Origin of the sequence: Solihabitans fulvus (assembly GCF_008386585.1) — a bacterium.
Classification (GTDB): domain Bacteria; phylum Actinomycetota; class Actinomycetes; order Mycobacteriales; family Pseudonocardiaceae; genus Solihabitans; species Solihabitans fulvus.
Genome location: NZ_VUOB01000033.1, coordinates 35,529 through 58,113, shown reverse-complemented (window position 1 = coordinate 58,113; position 22,585 = coordinate 35,529). Strand labels below are relative to the sequence as shown.

At 72.9% G+C, this 22,585-nt stretch carries 18 protein-coding genes; 6 read left to right on the top strand and 12 right to left on the bottom strand.

Annotated elements, in window-relative coordinates; genetic code table 11:
• Positions 1-343: 343 nt before the first annotated feature.
• Positions 344-1,321: a helix-turn-helix domain-containing protein gene (locus F0L68_RS19275; protein WP_223198938.1), complete on the top strand. Its 978-nt coding sequence runs from the start codon at positions 344-346 to the stop codon at positions 1,319-1,321.
• 60 nt (positions 1,322-1,381) lie between these two features.
• Here F0L68_RS19275 and ahcY read toward each other — a convergent pair whose 3' ends face one another.
• Positions 1,382-2,845: an adenosylhomocysteinase gene (ahcY, locus tag F0L68_RS19270; protein WP_149850993.1), complete on the bottom strand. Its 1,464-nt coding sequence runs from the start codon at positions 2,843-2,845 to the stop codon at positions 1,382-1,384.
• Between the two features lie 291 nt (positions 2,846-3,136).
• Between ahcY and F0L68_RS19265 the strand changes: the two genes are divergently transcribed.
• Positions 3,137-5,554 (top strand): hypothetical protein, encoded by a 2,418-nt coding sequence (locus F0L68_RS19265; RefSeq protein ID WP_223198937.1) that lies wholly within the window; start codon positions 3,137-3,139, stop codon positions 5,552-5,554.
• A 48-nt stretch (positions 5,555-5,602) separates the two neighbouring features.
• Here F0L68_RS19265 and F0L68_RS42475 read toward each other — a convergent pair whose 3' ends face one another.
• The 9 genes from F0L68_RS42475 to F0L68_RS19225 all read right to left on the bottom strand — a co-directional run bounded on the left by F0L68_RS42475 (position 5,603) and on the right by F0L68_RS19225 (position 14,285).
• Positions 5,603-5,746 (bottom strand): hypothetical protein, encoded by a 144-nt coding sequence (locus F0L68_RS42475; protein ID WP_188316675.1) that lies wholly within the window; start codon positions 5,744-5,746, stop codon positions 5,603-5,605.
• Positions 5,743-7,104: a glutamate mutase L gene (locus F0L68_RS19260; RefSeq protein WP_223198936.1), complete on the bottom strand. Its 1,362-nt coding sequence runs from the start codon at positions 7,102-7,104 to the stop codon at positions 5,743-5,745. The genes F0L68_RS42475 and F0L68_RS19260 overlap by 4 nt, the downstream gene beginning before the upstream one ends.
• A 10-nt stretch (positions 7,105-7,114) precedes the next feature.
• Complete coding sequence (locus F0L68_RS19255; RefSeq protein WP_149850991.1) at positions 7,115-8,656, bottom strand: amino acid permease; 1,542 nt, start codon at positions 8,654-8,656, stop codon at positions 7,115-7,117.
• A 136-nt stretch (positions 8,657-8,792) separates the two neighbouring features.
• Complete coding sequence (locus F0L68_RS19250; RefSeq protein ID WP_149850990.1) at positions 8,793-9,716, bottom strand: cation diffusion facilitator family transporter; 924 nt, start codon at positions 9,714-9,716, stop codon at positions 8,793-8,795.
• Positions 9,717-9,753: 37 nt separating this feature from the next.
• Entirely contained in the window at positions 9,754-10,977 is a 1,224-nt protein-coding gene (gene manA / locus F0L68_RS19245; protein ID WP_149850989.1) for a mannose-6-phosphate isomerase, class I, read from the bottom strand.
• 43 nt (positions 10,978-11,020) lie between these two features.
• The gene (locus tag F0L68_RS19240; RefSeq protein WP_149850988.1) at positions 11,021-12,106 is read right to left on the bottom strand and encodes an SIS domain-containing protein; all 1,086 of its coding nucleotides are present in this window, start codon (positions 12,104-12,106) and stop codon (positions 11,021-11,023) included.
• A gap of 5 nt (positions 12,107-12,111) precedes the next feature.
• Positions 12,112-12,384 carry a Trm112 family protein gene (locus F0L68_RS19235; protein WP_149850987.1) on the bottom strand — a complete coding sequence of 91 codons (273 nt, stop codon included), beginning with the start codon at positions 12,382-12,384 and terminating at the stop codon, positions 12,112-12,114.
• A gap of 74 nt (positions 12,385-12,458) precedes the next feature.
• Complete coding sequence (locus F0L68_RS19230) at positions 12,459-13,811, bottom strand: phosphomannomutase/phosphoglucomutase (protein ID WP_149850986.1); 1,353 nt, start codon at positions 13,809-13,811, stop codon at positions 12,459-12,461.
• A gap of 114 nt (positions 13,812-13,925) precedes the next feature.
• Positions 13,926-14,285 carry a DUF3499 domain-containing protein gene (locus tag F0L68_RS19225; RefSeq protein ID WP_188316674.1) on the bottom strand — a complete coding sequence of 120 codons (360 nt, stop codon included), beginning with the start codon at positions 14,283-14,285 and terminating at the stop codon, positions 13,926-13,928.
• A 123-nt stretch (positions 14,286-14,408) separates the two neighbouring features.
• Between F0L68_RS19225 and F0L68_RS19220 the strand changes: the two genes are divergently transcribed.
• Complete coding sequence (locus F0L68_RS19220; protein ID WP_149851059.1) at positions 14,409-14,879, top strand: metallopeptidase family protein; 471 nt, start codon at positions 14,409-14,411, stop codon at positions 14,877-14,879.
• 128 nt (positions 14,880-15,007) lie between these two features.
• On the opposite strand, the gene F0L68_RS19215 is transcribed toward F0L68_RS19220, so the two are convergent.
• On the bottom strand, positions 15,008-18,694 hold the full coding sequence (locus F0L68_RS19215) for a glycosyltransferase family 2 protein (protein ID WP_149850985.1): 3,687 nt from the start codon (positions 18,692-18,694) through the stop codon (positions 15,008-15,010).
• A gap of 135 nt (positions 18,695-18,829) precedes the next feature.
• Positions 18,830-19,141 carry a WhiB family transcriptional regulator gene (locus F0L68_RS19210; RefSeq protein ID WP_149850984.1) on the bottom strand — a complete coding sequence of 104 codons (312 nt, stop codon included), beginning with the start codon at positions 19,139-19,141 and terminating at the stop codon, positions 18,830-18,832.
• 262 nt (positions 19,142-19,403) lie between these two features.
• Between F0L68_RS19210 and F0L68_RS19205 the strand changes: the two genes are divergently transcribed.
• The 3 genes from F0L68_RS19205 to F0L68_RS19195 all read left to right on the top strand — a co-directional run bounded on the left by F0L68_RS19205 (position 19,404) and on the right by F0L68_RS19195 (position 22,583).
• Positions 19,404-20,156: a site-2 protease family protein gene (locus F0L68_RS19205; protein WP_149850983.1), complete on the top strand. Its 753-nt coding sequence runs from the start codon at positions 19,404-19,406 to the stop codon at positions 20,154-20,156.
• A gap of 92 nt (positions 20,157-20,248) precedes the next feature.
• The gene (gene cofD / locus F0L68_RS19200; RefSeq protein ID WP_149850982.1) at positions 20,249-21,247 is read left to right on the top strand and encodes a 2-phospho-L-lactate transferase; all 999 of its coding nucleotides are present in this window, start codon (positions 20,249-20,251) and stop codon (positions 21,245-21,247) included.
• Positions 21,183-22,583: a coenzyme F420-0:L-glutamate ligase gene (locus F0L68_RS19195; RefSeq protein WP_188316672.1), complete on the top strand. Its 1,401-nt coding sequence runs from the start codon at positions 21,183-21,185 to the stop codon at positions 22,581-22,583. The genes cofD and F0L68_RS19195 overlap by 65 nt, the downstream gene beginning before the upstream one ends.
• The last annotated feature ends 2 nt before the right edge of the window (positions 22,584-22,585 follow it).

Genomic DNA, 22,585 nt, shown 5'->3' with positions numbered 1-22,585 from the left:
GGCGGCCAGCACGCGGGTCAGGAGCGCAAATCTCCTTCGCACGGTCAGCCTCCTTCCGGATCCGTTCCGATCAGCAGGGATCGCCGAAACCGCCCGGTAGGCAGGGGTGGCGGGGTCGGCGAGGCGGAGCGGACCCAACGCTGAGAGGTCCCGACCAGTCGGACAAGTGGGTCGAACGACCCGGCGGACCGTTCCGTGGAACACCCGGGTTCCGGAACCGGGTGGTGTGCCGTCCAGGCAGGTCAGTGGGAGTCTTTCCGTCACCGGATCGAGTGACTACGGTGAACGTTCACTCCGGGTTCACGCGATGTGAACACCCGGTAGTGCGGAAGGTGGTGCCGCGGTGGCCGGAGACACTGGGCCCGGCGAACCGGTCGACCCGGCGGCCGGGCTGCCGGCGCAGCTCGCCGAGACGCTGCGCTACGGGCCGTTCCACCGCGCGCTCCGGGAGGCCATCGCGCACCGGGGGCTCTCGCTCGCCCGGCTGCGCGCGCACCTCGACCGGTTGGGCGTGCAGGTCGGCCAGTCCACGCTGAGCTACTGGCAGCGCGGCCTGCGGCACCCCGAGGTGCCCAGGGCGATCAGCACGGTCCGCGCGCTGGAGACGGTGCTGCACCTGCCGGCCAACTCGCTGCTGGTGCTGATCGGGCCGCGACACCGGCCGCCCGGCGCGGAACGGCCAGCGCAGGCCGCGTTCGCGGACCTGTCGCGGACCTGGGCGGACACCACGGCGCTGCTCGCGGAGTTCGACGCCATCCCGGAGAGCATCCGCTGCAACACCGACCTCGACGTGCTGTCCGTGCACGACACCGTGCTGGTCGGCGCCCAGCGCGAGCAGCGCAGCGTGACGACCCGGCTGGTGGTGCGGGCCATGCGGTCAGGGCCGGACCGGTACCTCGCCGTGCACCAGGGCGACGAGGGCTGCCACATCGACCTCGCCACGGTCCGCACGGCCGAGGGCTGCCGGCAGGGCAGGCTACGCCGCCAGCCGTCTTCCAGGGGCATGGTCGCCGAGCTGCTGTTCGACCGCAGGCTCAGCGAGGGCGAGATCCACGTCTTCAGCTTCACCGTGATCGACGAGCCCGGCACGGCCACCCCGGGCTTCCAGCGCACGTTCCGCGACAACTGCCCGAACTACCTGCTACAGATGGGTTTCCATCGCAGAGTCCTGCCGGCGCGCTGCACCCGCCAGTTCCGGGTGCGGGACGACACGACACCCGTCGAGGCCGACGACCTCGTGTGCGGACTCGGCGGGGTGGTCAGCGCGTACTTCGCCAACGTCGGCCCCGGCCTTGCCGGCGTCGCCGTGGAGTGGACCTGATGCCACGAAGGGTCCCTGCACGACGGTGAACGTCGGTGCAGGGACCCTTCATGGCAGGTGTCAGTAGCGGTAGGCCGCAGCCTTGAAGGGGCCCTCCACGTCGACGCCGATGTACTCGGCCTGCTCCTTGGTGAGCTTGGTCAGCTCGCCGCCGAGCGCCTCAAGGTGGATCTTGGCGACCTTCTCGTCGAGGTGCTTGGGGAGGGTGAAGACCTCCTTGTCGTACTCCTCGTACTTGGTGAACAGCTCGACCTGCGCGATCACCTGGTTGGAGAAGGAGTTCGACATCACGAACGACGGGTGCCCGGTGGCGTTGCCGAGGTTGAGCAGCCGGCCCTCGGACAGCACGATGATCGAGTGGCCGTCGGGGAAGACCCACTCGTCGACCTGCGGCTTGATGTTGATGCGGCGCACGCCCGGGTAGCGGGCCAGGCCGGCCATGTCCAGCTCGTTGTCGAAGTGGCCGATGTTGCCGAGGATCGACTGGTGCTTCATGACGGCCATGTGCTCGGCCATCACGACGTCCTTGTTGCCGGTCGTGGTGATCACGATGTCGGCGATGGGCAGCACCGACTCCAGCCTGGCGACCTGGTAGCCGTCCATGGCCGCCTGGAGCGCGCAGATCGGGTCGATCTCGGTGACGATCACCCGCGCGCCCTGGCCGGACAGCGACTCGGCCGCGCCCTTGCCGACGTCGCCGTAGCCGCACACCACGGCGACCTTGCCGCCGATGAGCACGTCGGTGCCCCGGTTGATGCCGTCGATCAGCGAGTGCCGGATGCCGTACTTGTTGTCGAACTTCGACTTGGTCACCGAGTCGTTGACGTTGATCGCCGGGAACAGCAGCTCACCGGCGGCGGCCAGCTGGTAGAGCCGCAGCACGCCGGTGGTGGTCTCCTCGGTGACGCCCCGGATGCCCTCGCCGATCTTGGTCCACTTGCCAGGCGAGTTCGCCAGCGACGCGCGCAGCGTCTCCAGGATGACCTTCCACTCGTCGGAGTCGTCGTCCTCGGCGCTTGGCACCACGCCCGCCGCCTCGTACTGGGTGCCCTTGTGGATCAGCAGCGTCGCGTCGCCGCCGTCGTCGAGCAGCATGTTCGGGCCCTCGCCGTCGGGCCAGGTCAGCATCTGCTCGGTCGCCCACCAGTACTCCGGCAGCGACTCGCCCTTCCAGGCGAACACCGGGACGCCCTTGGGCTCCTCCTCGGTGCCGTGCGGGCCGACCACGATCGCGGCGGCCGCGTGGTCCTGGGTGGAGAAGATGTTGCAGGACGCCCAGCGGACCTCGGCGCCGAGCGAGACCAGCGTCTCGATCAGCACGGCCGTCTGCACGGTCATGTGCAGCGACCCGGACACGCGGGCGCCCCGCAGCGGGTACACCTCGGAGTATTCGCGGCGCAGGGCCATCAAGCCGGGCATCTCGTGCTCTGCCAGCCTGATCTCCTTGCGGCCGAACTCGGCCAGGGTCAGATCGGCCACAGCGAAGTCAATGCCGTTGCGGTTTTGCAGCCTGTCGGCGGTCATCGCGCGTTTCCTCCACGGCGTCAGGGGTCGACCCCGAACACTACCGCTGCCCTACTCAAGACTCGCTTGACTCCGCGAGTGAGGTGCCCGATAGGCCGAGCGCGCTGGTGCTCGCGGCGGGCCGCGCCGCGAACGTCGTAGCAGGCCACGGGCCGGATCAGACGAAGCGCGGCAATCAGACACGCCTGAAGCCTCCGATCGGCGGAAACCCGGCCCTAATGCCTCAGGATGGGTCCGTCGCTGACGACAATCGTCGAATCTGCACTGTTGCGAAGGCTTGTTGGAGGAACCGTGTTGCTACCCGGGCACGACACCCGCGTCGTCGAGCTGCGGGTGCACGGCGTGCAGGGCACCACCGCGGAGTCGCTGGTCGACGCGGTTGCCGCGGTCGACGTCGCCGGCGACGGTGTCGGCCGCATCGTCCGACCGGCCGACCGGCTGCTGCGGCCCGCGCCGGGGCCGGTGCTCCAGGCCGACGGCCGCCCGGTGCCGCGCATCGTCGAGGGCTACATCTGGGGCGGCATGACCTCGGGCGGCTGGGCGAAGGCGACGTGGGCGCTGCTGTTCCCGTTCTCGCTGGCGAACGTGGCGCACTGGATGCTGCCGCCCGCGCCGGAGCGCAGCGCGATCGCCCAGGCGCTCGGCCTGCTGCTGCGCGCGCTGCTCCGACTGGCCGCGCTGCTGCTCACCACGCTGCTGATCAGCCAGCTCACCGTGGTGGGCCTCGACATGATCGCCGCGCAGTGCCTCGCGCCGAACGCGCCGTGCCTCGGCAGCCTGGTGCCCAACGAGCTTCGCGAGTTGTCCTGGTTCCGGCCCGCGCTCGGCCTGTTGATCCCCGCCGTCGCGGTGTTCGTGCTGCATCGAGTGTCCACAGTGGACTGGAAGATCGACCTCACTGCGCCGAAGGAAGGGCGGCCGGGGCAGACGCTGTCCGGCATGCCGGGCGCGAGCGTGGCCGCCGACCCAGACACCGCCGCGATGCGCGCCCTGCACACCGCGGCCTCGCTCGCCGTCATCGCGCTGCTTGCGCTCGGCGGCCCAGCCGCGCCGTCCTCCACCGGCGTCGGCGTCACCGTGTGCTGGACGATCGCGCTCGCGCTGCTCGGGTTGACCGCGCTCGGCGTGATGCTGCTGGACGACCCCACCGGAGGAGCCCCGCACCGGCCGGGCCGATGGGTGCGCGTCGGCCTCGGCGCGTGGCCGAGGACGGTGCTGGTCGGCGCGTCCGGGCTGTTGTTGGTCGGCACGGCCGTCGTGCTCGGCCCGCTACCGGTCGACCTGCCGGTCAGGCTGCCCGGCACCGACGTCACCGTGCAGGTCGTCGCCGCGCTGCTCGGCGTGGTGAGCATCGTGTTCGCCGTGCTGCTGGTGCCGGCCGCGCTGCTGGCCAGGCGCACGTGGTCCGCGCTGCCGAGGGAACTGCGGCCGTGGGCGGGCGGCTGGATGGCCGCGCCGATGCTCGCGATCGCCGCGCTGCTCGGCGGCGGGTTCGGGGCCGGGATCGCGCTCACCATCCGGCCGCTGATCGACCGGAGCCTGACGCTGCCGCAGGGATACGACTACCTCAGCCTGCTGTGGGGCGTCGCCGGGACGCTCGCCGCCGTCAGCGCGCTGTGCGCGGGCGGGGCGACCTTCGTGGTGCGGTGGGTCACCGAGCGGCGCGGGCGCGCCTGGCCGCGCGAGGTGGCGCTGCTGCACGCCGACCGACCGCAGGACGCGGCGCGCGCGGCCAGCGCATGGTGGTGGGCCAGGTGGGAGCGCCGGCACAGCCACCACGCGTTGCTGGTGATGGCGACCGTGCTGTGCGGCGGCGCGCTGGTGTCGGCGGTGCTGCGGTTGAAGGGCGTGCCGCCCGCCGCGTGGGCGCGACCGTTCTCGACGGTGGGTGTCGCCGCGCTCGGCCTGCTCGCGGTGAGCCTGCTGCGGCTGGTGTACCTGGCCGCGCGGCGGCCGGAAACCGGGCGACGGGTGGGGATCCTCGCCGACCTGGCGTCGTTCTGGCCCCGCGAGGCGCACCCGACCGTGCCGCCGTGCTACGCGCTCAAGGTCGTGCCCGAGGTCGCCGCGAGGGCCGCGGAGCACTTGAAGGACCCCGGCACGCGGGTCGTGCTGACCGGGCACAGCCAGGGCACGCTGCTGGTCGCGGTCGCGGCGGCGCGGCTGCTGGAGAGCCTGCCGGAGGCCGACCGCTCGCGGGTCGGGCTGATCACGGCGGGCTCGCAACTCCAGTGGGCCTACCCGAGGGCGTTCCCCGCCGTGGTGCCGCACTCGTCGCTGGCCGAGCTGGCCGGCGGCCTCGGCGGGCGCTGGCGGGCGCTGTGTCGCGGGACGGATCCGTTGGGCGGCGCGGTGACGACGTGGCGGCGGCAGGTGTTCGACGGGATGCTGCTCGGCGTCGGCTTCCGCGAGGACGGCACCGAAGGCGCGCTCGAGGCGGCGACCACCGGCCCGACCGGCGCGCTGGTGCTCGGGGCCGACCACTGGCTGCCCGACCCGCAGCGCGGCCCGTTCGCCGGCCGGCGCTGGCTGCCGGGGGTGAACGGCCACGCCGACTACAGCGCCGATCCCGAGTGGGACCGCGCGGTGGCCATCGCGGCGGGCCTGGAACGCGCCGACTCGCCCCCGCCCGCGTCGGGCCTGGTGCTGCCAGTGGCGAGGAAGGCGGGCACCCCGGCCGAAGAAGTCAAGCCGCCGCTGGGATCCTGACAGCGCCGATCCCGAGTGGGACAAAAGCGGGCACCCCAGCCGAAGAAGTCAAGCCACCGCTGGGTTCCTGACCGACCGGGCCAGGACGACCATCGGCCCCTCCTGGCACCCGGGGCGACCGGCGTCGCACGGCTCCGCCGCCTCGCCGACGACCCTGCCGCGCACCGCGTCGCCGTGCCGCCGCACGGTCATGCGCTCGGCACCGCGCGGTGGCTCAGCGCGTCGGTCAGCAGCCGGTCGGCGACCTCCGCCCGGCCGGCCGAGGCGAGCAGGCCTGCCGGCGCGAGCACGTAGCTCGCGTCCACCAGCACGGCCGCCTCGCGCAGGACGGGACGCAGCACGGGGTCGGCCCGCAGCACCTCCTCCACCTCGGCGACTCCCGCATCACCCGCGTGCCGGAAGACGCCGCCGGACAGCACCAACAGGCCCGCACCGCGCGGACCCAGCTGACCATCCACCAACCGCAGGTGCCTGCGCACGGCGAGGACCGCGGCGAGACCGGCCAGCCGCAGGTCGACCGCCACCTGCTCGGCGTCGCCGGGAACCCAGTCGACCTCGGCCGCGCGGCGGCCCGCCTCGGCGTGCAGGGACGCCGCCTCGGCCGAGGTGACCAGGCGCTCCGTGACCGCCTCGGCGACGACGCCTGGGGCCGACCAGCGCATGCCTAGGTCGCCCTCGACGGTCCTGCGGTCGGCCGGCAGCGCCACCGTTCGCTCGATCGCCGAATCGTCCACAGTGGACACGGCGGAGTAGACATCCGTGGTGGCGCCGCCGACATCCACGACCAGCACCGCGCCGGCCGCGTCCTGGCCGGCCGCCAGCACGGCCGACAGGCGCGACACGCCGGCCAGCACCGCGTCCGGCGTGACCGCCCTGACCAGGCGGCGGAACGCGGGCCCCCTGGACAGGCCCTTGCCGCCGATCACGTGGTCCAGGAACACCTCGCGGATCGCGGTGCGCGCCGGGCCCGGCGCCAGTTCGCCGACGTCGGGCAGCACGTTGTCGGTCGGCACGACGGTACGACCGGTGCCGCGCAACAGGTCCAGCGCCTCGTCGCGGGCCGATGCGTTGCCGGCCAACACGATCGGGCAGGTCACGCGGTTCACCGCGAGGCGACGCGCGTTGTGCAGCAACACCGAGGCGTCCCCGCCGTCGGTGCCGCCGACCAGCAGGACCAGGTCGGGGCGCGAGGCGCGCAGGGTGCGCAGGCCCGCGCCGTCCAGCTCGCCGGAGGACACGTGCACGACCTTCGCGCCCGCGGACAGCGCCACCCGGTACGCGGCCTCCGCGCTCACCAACCGCTCCTGGCCGACCACGGCCAGCCTCAGCCCGCCGCCGGCCGAGGAACAGGCCAGCACCTCGGCACCGTGCGCGCCGAGGTCCTCGGTCACGGCTCGGACACCGTCCAACACCTCCGGCGGCGTGGTCGGATGCTGAGCCGTGCCGAGCAGCACGCCGCGCTCGGACACCAGCGAGCCCTTGGTCCATGTGGAGCCGACGTCAAGACACAACACCGTTGGCACGCCGCCCCCACCCGCCTCGTCGATCACCACGCGCACACTAGGGCGTGTCCTGGCCGGCAGGCGCGGCCGGACCAGCCCGCTCGGCGGCCTCGGCCCGCTGACGGCGGCCGAGCACCGAGTGCCTGCGGCCGTAGAGGGCGTAGACCAGCACGCCGAGGACCATCCACGCCAGGAACCGCAGCCAGGTCAGCACGGTGAGGTTCAGCATCAGCCACGCGCAGGCCAGGATCGCCAGGATCGGCACCAACGGCACCAGCGGCACCCGGAACCCGCGCGGCAGGTCCGGCCGCGTCCTCCTGAGCACGATCACGCCCGCGGACACCAGCACGAAGGCGAACAGCGTGCCGACGTTCACCATCTCCTCCAGCTTGCCGGCCGGGAAGAAGCCGGCCGCGACGATCACCAGCACGGCGACCAGCACGGTGGCCCGCACCGGAGTGCCGTTGCGGCCGGTCCTGGCCAGCGCGCGGGGCATCAGGCCGTCCCGCGACATCGCGAACAGGATCCTGGTCTGGCCGAGCAGCAGCACCATCACCACGGTCGTCAGGCCGGCGAGCGCGCCGATCGAGATCACCGCGGCCGCCCAGGTGACGCCGTTCGCGGCGAACGCGCTGGCGAGCGTCTTCTTCACGCCGTCAGCCCCGGTGGCGAGGTTCTTGTAGGACTCCATGCCGGTCAGCACCAGCGAGACGGCGACGTAGAGCACGGTGACGATGGCCAGCGAGCCGAAGATGCCCCTGGGCAGGTCGCGCTGCGGCCGGCGGGTCTCCTCGGCGGTGGTCGCCACGATGTCGAAGCCGATGAACGCGAAGAACACCGTCGACGCGGCGGCCAGCAGGCCGAACAGCCCGAACGTACTCGTGCCGCCGCCCGCAATCAGGGAGAACAGCGACTGCTCCAGCCCGCTGCCGGCGGAGCCGCCGGCCGGCGCGGCCGGCGGGATGAACGGGGTGTAGTTCTCCGTCTTGATGTAGCCGATGCCGACCACGATCACCAGCAGCACCACGGCGACCTTGATCGCGGTGATCACCTGGCTGACCCGCGAGGACAGCTTGGTGCCCTTGGCCAGCAGCAATCCGATCACCACGACGATGAGCACCGCGCCCCAGTCGAAGTCGAGCGAGCCGAGCTTCACCGAGGTGGACATGGTGCTGCCGGTCAGGCCGATGACCTGCTGGAGGTACGCCGACCAGCCCTTCGCGATCACCGCGCCGGCCAGCGCGAACTCCAGCGCAAGGTCCCAGCCGATGATCCACGCCACGAACTCGCCGAAGGTGGCGTAGGAGAAGGTGTACGCGCTGCCGGCGACCGGCACGGTCGAGGCGAACTCGGCGTAGCACAGCGCGGCGAGGCCGCAGGCGATCGCGGCGATCACGAACGCGAGCGAGACCGACGGCCCCGAGATGTTGCCAGCGGTGCTCGCGGCCACGGTGAAGATGCCGGCCCCGACGACCACCGCGACGCCGAACACCGTCAGGTCGAGTGCGGTGAGTTCCTTGCGGAGCTTGGTTTCCGGCTCGTCGGTGTCCGCAATGGACTGTTCGATGGACTTGGTGCGCCACAGCCCGGTGCCCGGCAAGGTCTTCCTCCTCGTCGTCGAGGTCACGGTGCGTGCCTCGCCGGTCACCTTAGTGCGAAAGGTCCGAAAGTCGCCAAGGTCCCGAAAGTCGCCGAGGTCTAGAAGGTCGCTGAAGTCTCGAAGGTCGTCGAGGTCCCTATTGGGCGGCGAACGGCGTTCGGTCCAGATCGGGTTCGAGGTAGATCAGCTTGGCGTTGGGCACCTTCGCGCGCACGCGCAGCTCGGCGTCGTCGATGGCCGTGGCCACCTCGTCGACCGGAAGCCCAGGCGTGAGCGCGATCTTCGCCGCCACCAACAGCTCCTCCGGCCCCAGGTACAGGGTGCGGATGTGGATGACCCGGTCCACCCTGCCGGCCTCCAGCTCGCCGACGATCGTGGCCAGCTCCGCGCCGGTGGCGCCCTCGCCGATCAGCAGGCTCTTCATCTCCACGATCAGGAAGACCGCGATGACGCCGAGCAGCACGCCGATCGCGAGGGTGCCGATCCCGTCCCAGACCGGGTTCCCGGTCACCACCGCGAGACCGACGCCGACCAGCGCGAACACCAGGCCGAGCAACGCCCCCGCGTCCTCAAGCAGCACCACCGGCAGCTCCGGCACCCGCGACTGGCGGACGAACTGCCACCAGCTCGACTGCCCCTTGAGCTCCCGCGACTCCCCGATCGCGGTGCGGAAGCTGTACCCCTCAAGGAGAATTGCCACCAGGAGGATGCCGACCGCGACCAGCGGCGAGGACAGCGGCTCTGGGTCCCCGATCTTGTGGATGCCCTCGTAGAGCGCGAACACCGAGCCGAGGGAAAACAGCAGCAGCGCCACCACGAACGAGTAGAAGTATCGGTCGCGGCCGTACCCGAACGGGTGCTCCTCGTTCGCCGCACGCCGGGAGGTCCGGTGCCCCAACAGGAGCAGGCCCTGGTTGGACGTGTCGGCGACCGAGTGCACCGCCTCGGCGAGCATCGAGGACGAACCGGTGATCAGGAAGCCGACGAACTTGGCCGCGGCGATGCCGGCGTTCGCCGCCAGTGCCGCGATGATCGCCCTTGTCCCGCCGCCTGCTGACACAGTGCACTCCCCGAGCCGGTCCGGTTTACCCGAAACCCTAAGCCGCGCCTGCCGTGGCCAGGAACACCTGCGCTGGCGCGTCGCCGACCGCGTCGAGCAGCACCTCGGGCTCCGCGGCGGCCAGCCACACCGACTGGCCGCGCACCAGCGTCACGGCCTCGCCGTCGGCGGTGCGCAGCCGCACCGAACCCCGCGTGCAGATCAGGATGCGGGGACCGACGCTGCCGACCACGGCCTCGCCGGCCGCGCCGCCGGCCAGCTCGATGCGGGACAGCTCGAACTCCGGCGCGTCCGTGCGGTAGGTCAGCAGGCCAGGCGCGGCAGGGTCGCCGCCGAGCACCGGCATGTCCCCGCAGGTGAAGTCCAGCACCCGCAACAACTCCGGCACGTCGACGTGCTTCGGGGTGAGGCCGCAGCGCAGGATGTTGTCCGAGTTGGCCAGGATCTCGATGCCGGTGCCGTGCAGGTAGGCGTGCAGGTTGCCGGCCGGCAGGTAGATCGCCTCGCCGGGCTGGAGCACGAGCCGGTTGAGCAGCATGGCGGCCAGCACCCCGGCGTCGCCGGGGTAGGCCTCGCCGAGTTCGAGGATCGTGCGGCACTCCAGGTCGAACTCGCCGTGCGCCTTCACGTGCAGCACGCACGCGTCGAGGACCTTGGGCAGCAACGCGTCCAGCGTGGGCTGGGGCAGCGTGATCCACGTGGTGAACAGGGCGCGCAGGCCGTCGGCGTCCGGCTGCACGGCCAGCAGCTCGGTGTAGTGCGCCAACTCCGGCACCTCGAGCGACCGCAGCAGCGTCACCGTGCGCTGCGGGTCGCGGAACCCGGCCAGCGCGTGGAACTCGGTGAGCGCGCAGATCAGCTCGGGCTTGGCCGTCGGGTCGCGGTAGTTGCGGGTCGGCGCGTCGCGGCCGATGCCGGCGGCCTCCTCGCGCGCGAAACCCTCGGCCGCCTGCGCCGCGGACGGGTGCGCCTGAAGGCTCAGCGCCTCCTCGGCCGCCAACACCTTGAGCAGGAACGGCAACCGGTTGCCCCAGCGCGTTGCGCACCGCTCGCCGAGCTGACCGATCGGGTCCTCGGTGACCAGGTCCAGCAGCGAACGCTCGCCGTCCGCGCCGAGCACCGTCGACGGGTCGCCGGGGTGCGCGCCGAGCCACAGCTCGGCCTCGGGGTGCGGCGCGGGCACCTCACGCCCGAGCAGGTCGGCGATGGCCGTGCGCGATCCCCACGCGTACGGCCGCACTGCGTTTCGCAGCAAGTCCACTTGGTAACTCACTCCCTCATCGGCACGCCAGAGCGTCTGACGCTCAGACGGCGGTAGGCGCGAACTGCCCCGAGCCGCCCAACGTTCCGGCGGCAAGACCCAGGTACAGCGCGGCCAACTCGAATCGCAGGGCGAGCAGTGCGGCACAGACCGCGTCGCCCCCGGACACCTCTTCTGCGGGCTCGAGCAGATCGGCGCCGGGCAGCATGCGCTCGGCCGTCCGCCTGGCCTGCTCCGCGGCGGGCCCCTGGCGCACGGCGAGCAGCAGCACCCGCAGCTGCGCGCCGGACGGCCCGTCGTCGGGATCCGCGAACAGATCGGCCTCGGATCCACCCTGCAACGCCAGCCGGTGCAGCACCGGCCGCGTCAACGCCTGTTGGTAGTCGGCGACGTCGCTCACCACGCCGGCCCGGCCGGCGAGCGTGGCCGCGCCGTGGCCCGCGACGGCGGCCGCCACCTCGTCCAGCCCCCACAGCAGCGGCGTGCGGTCGGCGAGGCGCAGCGCCAGCGCCTTCGCCGGGTTCACGAACGACTCGTGCATCGGGTGGCCGCGCTCGGCCTCCCGGTCCAGCTCGTCGGCCAGCATGTCCAGGTCCGTGCGCAACAGGCCGAGCTGTCCGAGCACGATCAGCGCGCCGGTCAGCGCCCTGACGAAGTCGAAACCGCGCGGCAGCTCGATCCTCGGCGGCAACAGCAGCGCCCTGCCGGCCGCCGCCGCGGCGACCGGGCCGTCCTGCGGCGCGGTGAGCAGGATCTGCGCGCCCCGGCGGGCGGCGCGGTCCACGGTCTCGGCCAGCACGACGTCGTTCGAGTCGTCGGTGTGCGCCACCACGACGTCCAGCGCGCCGACCCAGGTCGGCACGCTGTCGGCGACCACGACCGGCACCGGGCAGGACGGGCCGAGCAGCGCGCCCACCAGCCGGGCGACGGCCGGCCCGACGCCGGGCCGCGTGACCAGCACGAGCGCCCTTGGCCGCACATCGGCCAGGACGGCGGAAACACCCAGCTCGGCCGCGGCCTCCGAGGTGGCCCGCACCTGGGCCCCGGCCAGCGCCGCCGCCCGCAGGAACCCGGCGGTGTCGGCGTCGGCGAGCCGGGCCGAGTCGTCGAGCAGGCTGTCGTCGAGCACCGAACTCACCCAGCCGTCGAGTCTCCGTCGGCAGGCGAACCCGCCGACCTCGCGGAGACCGCGCCGTCACCGGCGCCCTGTCGGGCCGCCGCCGCGTCGACGGCCTCGTCGAGCAGGAGCACCGGAATGCCGTCGCGCACCGGGAAGGCCCGGCCGCACGAGGTGCAGGTGAGGAAGTCGGCCATGGCGTCCTCGGGTGTGCCGACCTGCAACGGCGCGTGCTCCGGGCACGGGCACGCCAGGATCTCCAACAACTGCGGGTCGAGCTGGACGGCCACGGTCTCTCCTTGCGTTCGGCGATGTGGTCCGGGCAGTGGCGTGCGAGGTGCGGCACGGGCCACCGCCCGCGCGGTCAGCTGCGGACGAGGGCAAGAACCTCGTCGCGCAGCGCGGCGACCGCGTCCGCGTCAGCGGCTTCCACGTTGAGTCGGAGCAGCGGCTCGGTGTTGGAGGGGCGGAGGTTGAACCACGACCCGTCGGGCAGGTTCACGGTGAGCCCGTCCAACTCGTCAACGGTAACCCCGTCGCGGCCGGCGAAGGCGGCCTGCACGGCGGTCATCCGGCCGGCCTGGTCGTCGACCGTGGAGTTGATCTCGCCGGAGGCGGCGTAACGGCCGTACTCGCTGGTCAGCTCCGACAGCGGCCGGTCCTGCTCGCCGAGCGCGGCCAGCACGTGCAGCGCGGCCAGCATGCCGGTGTCGGCCCGCCAGAAGTCGCGGAAGTAGTAGTGCGCCGAGTGCTCGCCGCCGAAGATCGCGCCGGTCGCGGCCATCTGCTCCTTGATGAAGGAGTGGCCCACGCGGGTGCGCACCGGCTTGCCGCCGTGCTCCGCGACGATCTCCGGGACGCCCTTGGAGGTGATCAGGTTGTGGATGATCGTGCCGCCGGGCTCCTTGACCAGCTCGCGCACGGCGACCAGGGCGGTGATCGTGCTCGGGGAGACTGGCTCGCCGCGCTCGTCGATCACGAAGCAGCGGTCGGCGTCGCCGTCGAAGGCGAGGCCGGCGTCCGCGCCGACCTCGACGACCTTCGCCTGGAGGTCGACGACGTTCTTCGGGTCGAGCGGGTTCGCCTCGTGGTTGGGGAAGTTGCCGTCCAGCTCGAAGTACATCGGCACGACCTCGATGGGCAGCCCGGCGAAGACGCTCGGCACGGTGTGGCCGCCCATGCCGTTGCCGGCGTCGACCACGACCTTGAGCGGGCGGCTGCCCGACAGGTCGACGAGTTCACGCAGGTAGGCGGCGTACTCGACGAGCATGTCGCGCTCGGAGACGCTGCCGGGGGTGACGCCGTCGGCGGCCGGGACGCCCTGCTCGGCGCCCTCGCGGATCGCGGCCAGCCCGGTGTCCTGGCCGACCGGGGCCGCGCCAGCCCGGCACAGCTTGATGCCGTTGTACTTGGCCGGGTTGTGGCTCGCGGTGAACATCGCGCCGGGCAGGTTCAGCCGGCCGGAGGCGAAGTAGAGCATGTCCGTGCTGGCCAGGCCGATGCTGACCACGTCGACGCCCTGGCCGGTGACGCCCTCGGCGAACGCCGAGGCCAGGCCGGGAGACGAGTCGCGCATGTCGTGCCCGATGACGACGGCCGGACCGCCGACCAGCCGTGCGAAGGCAGCGCCGAAGTCGCGGACGATGTCCGCGTCAAGCTGCTCACCCACCACTCCACGGATGTCGTACGCCTTGACGATTCCGGACAGGTCGCGCACGCGTTACTCCCGAGTCACTCGGCTTCACCTCTGCCATCGGCTGCCCCTTGACAGGAGCCACCGCACTGCCTGCGGCAGCCTACCGGCGTCCGGGTGGGTGATGTGCGGGCTCGGTCAGTCCTCGACGGGATCGGGCAGGACCCGCAGGTGACCGCGTCGCCCGCTGCCCGCGGGGGCCTCTGCCTGTTCGACCGGGCGATCGGCGCGGCCGGCCTCCCGCACGGCCTCGGCGAGCGCGGTCAGGTCGTCCACGGAAGGCTGGGGGGCGACGAACTCGCCCTGGTGCCGGACGACCTCCCAGCCACGGGGGGCGGTGAGCCGCAGCGCGTGCTCCTCGCACAGGTCGTAGCTGTGCGGTTCGGAGTAGGTGGCGAGCGGGCCGACGACGGCGGTGGAGTCCGCATAGGCGTAGGTGAGCGTGGCGACTGCCGGGTTGGCGCACCCGGTTCGCGAGCACCGCCTCACGCTCCGCACGAACGGGGACGATAGCGCGTCGCGGCACCCTCGCGTCGAAGGCACGCTGCGACACACCACGCGAGGGTATCGGCGACGCGCCCGGGACCTGCGCCGGCACGGCCGCGTACCCTTTTCGCCGTGGTGACGGCTTGGAGTTCGCGACGGCAGGTTCGGCGCAACCGCGACCGGCACGGCCGCGGGTTGCGCGGGCCGTTGTATCCGTCGACGCTGCCCGCCGCCCGCAGCAGGGCCGAGCGGTTCGACGGGCTGGTCCTCGAGGCGCTCGAACCGATCGAGGGTCGGTGGCGGACCGAGCTGACGCAGCTCGACGTGGCGGTTGACGACGTGCCCGACGTGCACATGTCGGCTGACCAGGTGCTGACCTGGGACGACGGCGTGATCGAGGACGGGAACGTGCCGCTGGCGCGGCTGGTGCCGGCAGGGGTCGATCGGCGCGGGCTGCCGACCAGGGCGCGGATCGTGCTGTATCGGCGGCCGCTGGAGGCGCGGGCGAAGGACGGAGCCGACCTCGCGGATCTGGTGCACGACGTGCTGGTGGAGCAGGTGGCGACCTACCTCGGGCTGGATCCGGACGTCGTCGACGGCGACTGAGACGGCACCTGACTGACGGCCAGGCGGCCAGGCAGGCAGGCAGGCGGCCAGCCAGCCAGTCAGGCGGCCAGCCAGGCACGCGGTCAGGCGGCCAGCCAGTCACTCAGCCAGCCAGTCAGGCACCGCCGTCAGGAGTCCAGGGCGTCGGGCTTTCGGCGCGCGGGGATGGCCGTGAGCAGCGTGAACAGGGCGGCAGCCGCTTCGGCGAGCAGCAGGAGTTCGCGCAGCGAGCTCGGCATGGTCACCCGCACGTCCGCCGCCTTCGTCGGCATCGGCACCCCGACCAGATGGCCCCAGGCCCGCACCACCGGCACCTGCTGCCCGCCGACCGTGAGCTGCCAGCCGGGCTCGTCCTCGGCCGCGAGCACCAGCAGCCGGCCCTCCGGACCGTCGGACACCCGCACCGCCAGGTCCGGCGGCCCGGCGTCCACCGGCGCGATGCCGCGCGCGCCAAGCTCGGTCGGCGGCTGGCCCCCGCTACGCGCCCGCTGGGCCAGCTCCGGCGACAGCAGCACGGCGGTGCCGGCCGCCAGCTGGATGCGCAGCACCGGACGGCCGTCCGAGGTCGGCGGGACATCCGCGACCAGGTCGCCGACCGCGGCGCGCAGCCGCGTGGCCGACTCGGGGTCGGGCAGCACGAGGTAGGCGACGCCGACGACCGCGGCCCGCGCCACGGCGGCCTTCGCGGTGTCGGGCACGCCGCTGCGGAGGTCCTCGGTCAGCCGGTCCAGCCGGGCCCTCGCCGCGGCGGTCGGCACGAGGTCGTCGTCGCCGAACCTGGGCAGCCGACCGGCCGTCAGCCTGGTCGGCTCGCCGCGCGCGGCCAGCACCAGCACCGAGCGTCCCGTCGTCGTCAGCTCGTGGGTCAGCACCGGGACGAGGGTTGGTCCGCCGCCGGCGCGCAGCGGGCCGCCGCGCAGCCCCACCAGGCCGCCAACGGCGAGCACCGCGAGGACAGCCACCCCGGCCAGGGTCGCCAGCCGGACCAGTCCCGGCCGCAGCCGCGGCCGCCAGCCGCCGACCGACCCGTTAGGGCGTGTCCCGTGGATCTTTTCCGTCGCGAGCGGGGCCCAGGCGGCGGCTGGGCCCCGCGCAGCAGGAAAGAGATCCGCGGGACACGCCCTAGCACCATCAGCCGACGCGCGCTGGCCGAGCCATCGGCTGCGGCGGCCGGCCGGGACGTCGCGCCGCCACGCGCCAAGCACGGCCCAGACCAGGCCCCAGCCGACCACCACCAGGGGCGCGCCGGTCCAGCCGTGTTCGGGCGTCTGGCCGCCGAGCGGCACGGACGGCACCGCGAGCACCACACCGAGGCCGACGGCGCCGAGCAGCGCCACGGCGAGGCCGGGCAGCATCGCCCTGCTCGGCCGCAGCACCAGCGCCCCAAGGGCGGCCAGCAGCACCAGCGCGCCGACCGCCGGCACCGCGCCGGGGCCGCCTGGGCTCAGGGACAGCACGTCGAACACCGACACGGGCTGCGCGGCCAGGTAACCGCCGAGGCCGTGCAGCACCACGCCCGGGTGCAGCAGCACCACGGCCGGCCACGGGAGCAGCAGCGCCAGCGGCAGCAGCACCACGGCGAACAGCGCGGCGATGCGGCGGCGGCCGTCACCCCGGCGGCCCGGCACCACAACGAAGCCGACCAGCGCCGCCGCCAGCACCAGCAGGTGTGTCAGCGGGGAGAACGCGCCGATCACGGCGACGCAGAACGCGGTGGCCGAGGCGATGGGCAGCCACGACACCCCGCCCGTTGGCCGCAGCACGGCGAGGATGCCGGCGAAGGCCAGCGGCGCGAGCAGGTGCACCACGACGACGTCCAGCCTGCCCTGCGCCACCGCCGACGTGGCGACCGGCAGCAGGCCGTAGCCCGCCGCGGCGACCGCGCGGACCGACCGGCGCACCCGGATCCGCCTGCTGGCCAGGTAGGCGCCGAGCGCCGCGATGGGCGCGTCGCCGAGCAGCAGCACGGCGACGGCCGCGGGCGGGCCGCCCAGCGGCGCGAACAGCGTGCCGAGCACCCCGAGCACGGCGAGGCCCGCCGGGGCGGGGGCCGCGGTGCCGCCGCCGACCGAGTGCCAGGCCGCCAGGTACTCGCGCCAGACGTCGCCGAGGGTGCCGACCGGCAGCAGCCTGCCGCCGACCAGGCCGGCGCCGAGCCTGCCGGAGTTGGCGATCAGCGCGAACACGGTCAGCCCGAGGACGAGCAGCAGCGGTGGCGCCAGCAGCAGCTGCCGCAGCACCCTGGCCCGGTCCACCTCGACGAACACCAAATCCGGCCGGTGCCGGGCGCCTCTTGGCCCCGGCGACGGGCGGGGCCTCGGGCTCGGCCGCAGCAGCGGCGACAGCGCGGCGTCCGTGGCCACCGACACCGCGACGGCCTGAGCGGGCCTGCGCAGGCCGGCGGCCCGCCGGGGCACCGACCGCGCCCGGCCGAGCGCGCCAGCCGGCAGCGCCGCAGGGCCGACCACGCGGCGACCCTCGTCCTCCTCGACGCCCGGCGGCAGCCAGCGGCTCGGCGCGTCCTCGTCCTCGGGCAGCCGGCCGAGCGCGGCGTCCGCCCGCACCCGCTGCCTGATCAGATAGGCGGCCCCGCCGCGGAAAGCGTTGCGCAGCCTGGTAAGCCTGCTGGTGAACAGGCCCTTGACGTTGCCGCGCCGGAGCCGGGGCGCGGCAACGGTGCGGCCGGCGCTGTCGGCGGCCTTGCCAGCCGCCTTCTCGGCCGCCCTTTCGGCCGCACTGCCGGGCACCCTTTCGGGTGCTCTTCTGGCGGCTCGGCCGGCCAGGAGCTTTCCCCTGCCGCCAAGGAGGTAGCGCAGCGCGGCGAGTTCGGCGCGCGCGTCGGAGAGCCTGCGCAGCAGCAGGAAACCCAGTGCCCGCAACAGGATCAGCGCGGTGATCCTGGGCAGGCCGAGCAGGAACGACAGCGGCGCGCAGTTGACCAGGAACGTGCGCAGGCCGTGCGCGCGGTCGACGGCCCGCAGGAACGGGCCCGGCCTGGCGACGACCGCGTCGAGGCGGCGTTGGCCGCGGGTCGCCGCCCTGGCGTGGCGCATCCGCGCGACCGGCGCGCACAGCACGAGATGCCCGGCCAGGTTCGCCCGCCAGCCGAAGTCGACGTCGTCGCGCAGCATCGGCAGCGCCGGGTCATAGCCGTCGAGCTCGTGCCACACGTCCCGGCGGATCAGCGACCCAGCCGAGGAGACCGCCAGCACCTCGGTGCTCTGCTCGAACCGGTGATCTCCGCCACCGGTCCCGGCCTGGCCGCCGAGCCTGCTCCAGTCGAGTTCGGTCGGCCCGATGCCGGTCTGCCGATGCCCGGACGCGTCGGTGGACACACCGGCCTCGACCACCAGGCGCGGATCGGCCCAGTCCAGGCACAGCGGACCGAGCACCGCGGCCGACGGCGAGACCTCCGCGACGGTCAGCAGCGCGGCGAGGCAGTCCGGCTCCGGCGCGCAGTCGTCGTGCAGCAGCCACACCCACTGTCCTGGGTCGCCCCAGCGCGCCACCGCGTGATCGACGGCGGCGCGCACGGCCTCGCCGAAGCCGGTGCCGCGCGGCATGGTCAGCACGCCGTCGAGCACCGCGTCCCCGCCGTCGGGCACCCGCACCGGGCCCGGCGCGGCCGCCGCGTCGGCGAGCAGCTTCGGCGTGCGGTCGATGGAACCCGTGTCCACCGCGATGACGTGTCTGGGCCGCAACCGCTGCCTGCGCAACGCGGACAGCGCCGTGCGCAGCCACTGGTCCCCGTCGTGGCAGACCAGCACGGCAAGCACCGGCGCCGTCCGAAGCCGCGGAGGGGCGTTGCTGGGCAAGGGCCCCTCCCGTCGCGTGTTCGTCCGTGTGTCGGACACGGTACGACGGATCAACGAGCCGATCGTGTGCAGGTCACTCCGTGATCAGATCCGCTTCCCACAGACGGATCCGGGTCCGGCGCGCCCCGCGTCAGGTCATACGGCCCGCTTCTTCAGTTTCCTCCGCTCGCGTTCTGACAGACCTCCCCAGATCCCGAAACGCTCGTCATGCGCCAGGGCGTATTCGAGGCACTCGGATCGCACCTCGCAGCCCAGGCAGATGCGCTTGGCCTCCCGGGTGGAACCGCCCTTCTCTGGGAAGAACGCCTCCGGATCGGTCTGCGCGCACAGGGCGCGCTCCTGCCAGTCCTGTTCGTCAGCCGCGTCGAATAGATCGGCCAACACCCCCAACTCCTGTGTTGGGGTGTCCCCCCGCTCCACGACGCGGCCCCCTTCGGTTTCCTCCATGCCAGTCCGCCTCCTCGCCTTCCGCACTCCCCGGCTGGCGGACACCACCCGTCGCCCCCTACAACGACGAATGACACCGATGTGATTACACCTGCGTCACAGCAAGGGGTCAAGCCGAGTCCACACGTCGGGGGATATTGCGCGCGATCACCGTGAAGACCTTGACCAGCCATGGAGACGTTCATGACGTGGGAACGCGCACCGAGTTTCTGAGTAGGACTACCGACTACGGTCACCCATTGGGACAGGCCACACTGTTGAGGTGAACCGATCCGCCGTCCTGCCAAGCCCACTGTTCCTCGGAATCCTGGCCGCCACGATCGTGGGCGGCGTGCTGACCGTTCAGACCCCCCTGACCGTGATCACCATCGGCACGGTGCTCGTCGTGCTCGGCGGATGGGCGGTTTCGTTGTGCCTGCACGAGTTCGGGCACGCGTTCGTGGCCTACCGGGGCGGCGACCGCTCGGTACGCGCGAAGGGGTATCTGACCCTCGACATCCGTCACTACACCGACCCGCTGTTCAGCATCGTTATCCCGATCGTGCTGCTCATGGCAGGCGGCATCCCGCTGCCGGGTGGCGCTGTGTGGATCAACCACTACGCCTTGCGCACCAAGAGGATTGAGTCGGCGGTGTCGTTGGCCGGCCCGCTGAGCAACCTGGTGCTCGGCGCGCTGCTGGCCACCGCCGTCCGGGCCTTCGACCCGCCGGTCGGCCTCGCCGCCGCGCTGTCCTATCTCGCCCTGCTCCAGATCTTCGCCTTCGTGCTGAACATCCTGCCGGTGCCCGGTCTCGACGGCTTCGGCGCGATCGAGCCGTTCCTGTCGCCGCAGGCGCAGGCGTTCGGCGCCAAGGCGCGGCAGTGGGCCCCGCTGATCCTGTTCGCCCTGCTGATCGGCGTTCCCCCGATCAGGTCGCTGTTCTCCACGATCACGGAGACGGTGTTCGGCTGGGTGGGCGGCGACGACATCGCGGCCTACTTCGGTCGCGTCACGTTCACCTTCTGGCAGCGATAGCCGGATCAGGAACGGCGCATGATCAGCTCGCGAACAGCATCCAACCAACCTCACCCGACCGGGTGACAGATCACATGCGAGGATGGCCGCCCGTGAAGGTCGTCGTGTTTGTCGGCGGAGTCGGCGGGGCCCGTTTCCTGCTCGGACTCAAGGCCGCGTTGGGACTGTCCCCGGTCGGTGTTGCGGACGGCGAGTCGCCGCACGAGGTCGTCGCGGTGGTGAACACCGGTGACGACGTGTGGATGCACGGGCTGCGGATCACCCCGGACCTGGACACCTGCATGTACACCCTCGGCGGCGGCATCGACAGCGAGCGCGGCTGGGGCAGGGCGGGCGAGAGCTGGACCGTCAAGGAGGAGCTGGCCAAGTACGGCGCCGACCCGACCTGGTTCGGGCTCGGCGACCGCGATATCGCCACCCACCTGGTCCGGTCCAGGATGCTGCGGGCCGGCTACCCGCTGTCCGCCGTGGTCGAGGCGCTGTGCGACCGCTGGCGGCCCGGCGTGGCCCTGCTGCCGATGACCGACGACCGGGTGGAGACCCACGTCGTCATCGACGAGCCCGAGAGCGGGGAACGCAAGGCCGTGCACTTCCAGGAGTGGTGGGTGCGACACCGCGCGGAGCTGCCGGCGCACGCGATCGTGCCGGTCGGCGCCGAGGAGGCCAAGCCGGGGCCCGGCGTGCTCGAGGCGATCGCGTCGGCGGACGCGGTGCTGCTGGCGCCGTCCAACCCGGTGGTGAGCGTCGGCACGATCCTGTCGGTGCCCGGCGTGCGCGCCGCGCTGCGGGAGACGGCGGCCGGCGTCGTCGGGCTGTCCCCGATCGTCGGTGGCAAGCCGGTGCGCGGGTTTGCCGACGCCTGCCTGACCGCGATCGGCGTCGACAGCACCGCCGAAGCCGTCGGCCGGCACTACGGGGCCAGGAAGTCCTCGCAGGACGGCATCCTGGACGGCTGGCTGGTGCACGAGGGCGACGCCGCGGACGTGCCGGGGGTCACGGTACGGTCGGTGCCGCTGCTGATGTCCGATGTGGACGCCACGGCCGCGATGGCCAGGGCTGCCCTCGAGCTCGCCGGAGTCACCGTTGGCTGACCACGCCTCCCCAGGATCCATCGAGCTGTTCCCGGTCCCCGGCCTGCCGGAGTTCCGGCCGGGCGACGACCTCGCCGCCGCCATCGCCGAGGCCGCGCCGTGGCTGCGGTCCGGCGACGTGCTCGTGGTGACCAGCAAGGTGCTGTCCAAAGTGGAGGGCAGGCTGGTCGAGGTGCCCACCGACCCCGAGGAGCGGGACACGATCCGGCGCACCTGGGTCGAGGCTGAGTCAGTGCGGGTGCTCGCCAGGCGCAAGCGGACGCTGATCACGCAGAACCGGCAGGGCATCGTGCAGGCCGCGTCCGGAGTGGACGCGTCCAACGTGGCCGGCAACGAGATCGCGCTGCTGCCAGAGGACCCGGACGCCTCGGCGGCGCGGCTGCGCGGCGACCTGCGCGCACGGTTCGACCTCGACGTGTCGGTGGTGGTCACCGACACCATGGGGCGGGCGTGGCGGGTCGGCCAGACGGACGCGGCGATCGGCTCGGCCGGCCTCGCCGTGCTGCACCGCTACGCGGGCCAGGTCGACTCCCAGGGCAACGAGCTGCACGTCACCGAGGTGGCCGTCGCCGACGAGATCGCCGCGGCGGCCGACCTGGTGAAGGGCAAGCTCGGCGGCGTGCCGGTCGCCGTGCTGCGCGGACTGTCCACTGTGGACGACGGGTCGACGGCGCGCGAGCTGTCCAGGCCGGTCGACGACGACCTGTTCCGGCTCGGCACCGAGGAGGCCATCGCCCAGGGCAGGGCCGAGGCGGTGCTGCTGCGCCGGTCGGTGCGGTCGTTCACCGACGAGCCGGTCGACCTCGCCGCGCTGCGCCGCGCGGTCGGCGCCGCGCTCACCGCGCCGGCCCCGCACCACACCCGGCCGGTGCGGTTCGTGCACGTCAGGGACGAGGCGCGGCGCGGCAAGCTGCTCGCGGCGATGCGCGAGGCCTGGCAGGCCGACCTGACCGCCGACGGCTGGTCGGCCGAGCGGATCGAGCGGAGGGTCCGCAGGGGCGACCTGCTCTACGGGGCCACCGAGCTGGTGCTGCCGTTCCTGGTCGTGGACGGCTCGCACGACTACCCGGACGAACGGCGCGCGCGGGCCGAGCGCACCATGTTCACCATCGCGGGCGGCGCCGCGGTCCAGGGGCTGCTCGTCGCGTTGGCCGCGGAGGGCCTCGGCTCCTGCTGGGTGTCCTCCACGATCTTCTGCGCCGAGGTGGTGCGCGACGCGCTGGACCTGCCGTCCGACTGGGAACCGTTGGGCGCGGTCGCCGTCGGCCACGCCGTCGACGGGCCGTTGACCCCGCGGCCGCCGCGCGACCTCGACGATGGGCTGATCGAGCGTTGAAC

Excerpts from the sequence above, each read along its gene's own strand:
- ahcY (WP_149850993.1), bottom strand. The coding sequence starts at position 2,845 with ATGACCGCCGACAGGCTGCAAAACCGCAACGGCATTGACTTCGCTGTG.
- F0L68_RS42475 (WP_188316675.1), bottom strand. The coding sequence starts at position 5,746 with ATGACCGTGCGGCGGCACGGCGACGCGGTGCGCGGCAGGGTCGTCGGC.
- F0L68_RS19210 (WP_149850984.1), bottom strand. The coding sequence starts at position 19,141 with ATGGAGGAAACCGAAGGGGGCCGCGTCGTGGAGCGGGGGGACACCCCA.
- F0L68_RS19195 (WP_188316672.1), top strand. The coding sequence starts at position 21,183 with ATGTGGACGCCACGGCCGCGATGGCCAGGGCTGCCCTCGAGCTCGCCG.